Genomic DNA, 2,799 nt, shown 5'->3' with positions numbered 1-2,799 from the left:
CACAGTACAGGAACTGCTGCACATCCTATGATTACAAGTAAGCACCGTGCCCTGATTGATGAGTTGAATGTACCCCCTATTGGTGGAGTAACATTTGAACAACTCATACCGGCACTTGACCAAGCACACCAGCAAATTGATTGGGTACATCTACAAATAAAAAAAGACTTTATAAACCAAGAAGAGGAACAAAAACACTTGACGTACCTTCAAACTACTTGTCAACAAGCCATCGAACGCGCTCGACTGCTACAAAACAAGGTAAGTGAGGAACTGAAAACGGCCATTCGCCTGCTCGCAATGCCCGATACAGAAGACTATACTTATGATGAAGCTATTCAGGAATTAGAAGTTGTAAGAAGAAAGGCTATCGACTTATATAACAAGTCGCAGAGGTTTTTGGCACAACAGGGGGGGTAATTATACACATGTTTTGGGCGCTGTCATAAAGCAAATAGAATGAGACAAACAAACAAAAATCATAGTATAGTATGTGGAATAGGCATATATTTTGACTAGTCAATTAGTCTAATGTGCCAAGTAAAGATCATAGGTTTTGCAATAACAACGCCTTAGCAAAATCATAAGGGAGTTTGCAATAAATAGTCTCCCAAGTTTTGGTGAATGGTTTTGATCAAAGACCAGGCGCATTTTAAGGGCATAGCAGCGCTACGGCCGCAAGATGCAACGAAGTATTTGGACAAAAAAAACGCCTGAAATGGGTAGCTTATTTTTTGTATGCTCCCTAAAGTGTAAGTACATAACTTTCAGTGTATCACCACGAAGTTTTACCGTTTGAGCACTTGAAAAAAGAATTAATGATAAACTGTTTGAGATATATTATATTATTATTGTGTTTATTGTGGGGACAGATGCACTCTACTTTACAGGCACAGTCTACTACAGACAGTTTGCTAACACTTGCCCGCCAAGACGCCCAAAAGCAAAAACTTATACAGTCACTCAGACATTATCTCAAAGCAGTCAACATTGTAGAAAATACTCGCAACCCCCAACTGCTTTCAAACATTTATATAGAAATAGGCAAGGTATACCAATCGGGACGTTTGCATCAGAAAGCACTTAAATATTTTCTACGTGCCGACTCGCTCAATACAGTGCAAAAGAATGATCAATACAAACCAGTATTGCTAGGTTTGATTGGAGGCACTTACCAACAACTTACCCGCTATACCAAGGCGCTGAACTATTTTTCGGCACAAGTAAAATGGTACCAACAACGCAAACAACCCCAACAAATGATGCAGGCTTACCGTCAAATGGTGGTTTGTCATCAAAGGCTCAAACAATACCCGCAGGTACTGGAATACAACAAGAAAATTTTGACTCTGGTACAACAACAACCAAACAAAACTGCCGAAATAGCTACTCTCAACAATATAGGGTTTGCTTATAAATACCTTAATGACTACCCCAACGCACTGAAATATTTTAAACAATCACTGGAGGCACAACGGGTGTTGGGAACCCCTGCCACCGAGCAGTTGCCTACTCAGGTAAACATTGCCATTACTTACCAAAACCAAGGCAGGTACAATGAGTCTATAGATAAATTGCTCCAGGCAATCAAAGTTGCCGAAAAAGCGGGGAAAAATGCCGAAAAAGCCCAATTATACGACTTGCTGGCACTGGTGTATTACTACCAAAAAGACTACTACAATGCTTTACAATACAATGAACAGTCTATAGAAATAGCACAATTGCTCAATGATCGGGATATTTTGCAGGCGGTATACAAAACCTCGTCATTGATTCACCAAAAAAGGGATGATTATGAAAAAGCCCTGAACAGCTTTCGTAAACATTTGTCTATCAAAGATTCGTTGGTGCTGGAAGAAAGCCTTAAAAAACAAGACTTAGCTCAGCAAAAGTTTGTGGTAGAAAGGGCAGAAAAACAAATAAAGCTCATTATGGCAGGAGAAGAAATAAAAGACCTTGCCTTAAAACAGCAACAGTTGGAAATAGAGAAAAAGAATAAAGAGTTTGAGCTACTGGAAAAAGAAAAGAAGATACAGGATGCTCAACTAAGGCAAGAGGCACTTGCCAAACAACAGGCCTTACAAAAACTACAACTGGTAAGGCAAAAGGCGACAGCGGCTCAAAAAGACAAGGAGATTGTACAACTACAGGCAGACAAACAACAAAAAGAACAAGACTTGAAACTTCAGGCATTGGCTGAAAAGGAAAAGCAGAAGCAAATCCAGATTTTGGAAAAGGACAAAAAGATAAGGGAGTTGGATTTACAGAAAAAAAATCGCCAAATAGCTCAACAAAGCAAAATGCGAAAGTATTTTATGGGTATTACTGCTTTAGGTTTTTTAGTATTGGTACTTATTCTTATTGGCTTAATCATTACCAGAAGAGCAAACAAGCAATTATCAAAACAAAAAAACGAAATAGAAGAAAAGAATACTGAATTGTTTCAGGTAAACGAAGAAATTGCCGCGCAACGTGATTTGTTGGAAACTAAAAATGTGGAAATAGAAAATATCAACCAAGATATCACCTCAAGCATTGTATATGCTCAACGCATTCAAGAAGCTATGCTGCCTTCTTTAAACCGAATTCAGACCTATTTGCCCCAATCTTTTGTACTGTTCAAACCACGTGATATTGTCAGTGGCGATTTTTACTGGTTTTCTAACATAAAGTCAACCACTCACGAAGCCACACCACAAGAGGTGACCCATGACAAACTGGTATTTGCTGCTGTAGATTGTACCGGACATGGGGTGCCAGGTGCCCTCATGTCGATGACAGGCAACAACCTGCTCAATG

At 39.3% G+C, this 2,799-nt stretch carries 2 protein-coding genes; both read left to right on the top strand.

Annotated elements, in window-relative coordinates; all coding sequences use genetic code 11:
• On the top strand, positions 1–420 hold a 420-nt coding region (locus M23134_RS37010; protein WP_232296866.1), incomplete at its 5' end, for a hypothetical protein.
• 410 nt (positions 421–830) lie between these two features.
• A partial coding sequence (locus M23134_RS37005; protein ID WP_198145144.1) for a tetratricopeptide repeat protein occupies positions 831–2,799 on the top strand: 1,969 nt, incomplete at its 3' end.

The organism is Microscilla marina ATCC 23134, from assembly GCF_000169175.1.
GTDB classification, from domain to species: Bacteria; Bacteroidota; Bacteroidia; order Cytophagales; family Microscillaceae; genus Microscilla; species Microscilla marina.
This window is presented reverse-complemented; position numbering and strand designations above follow the sequence as displayed.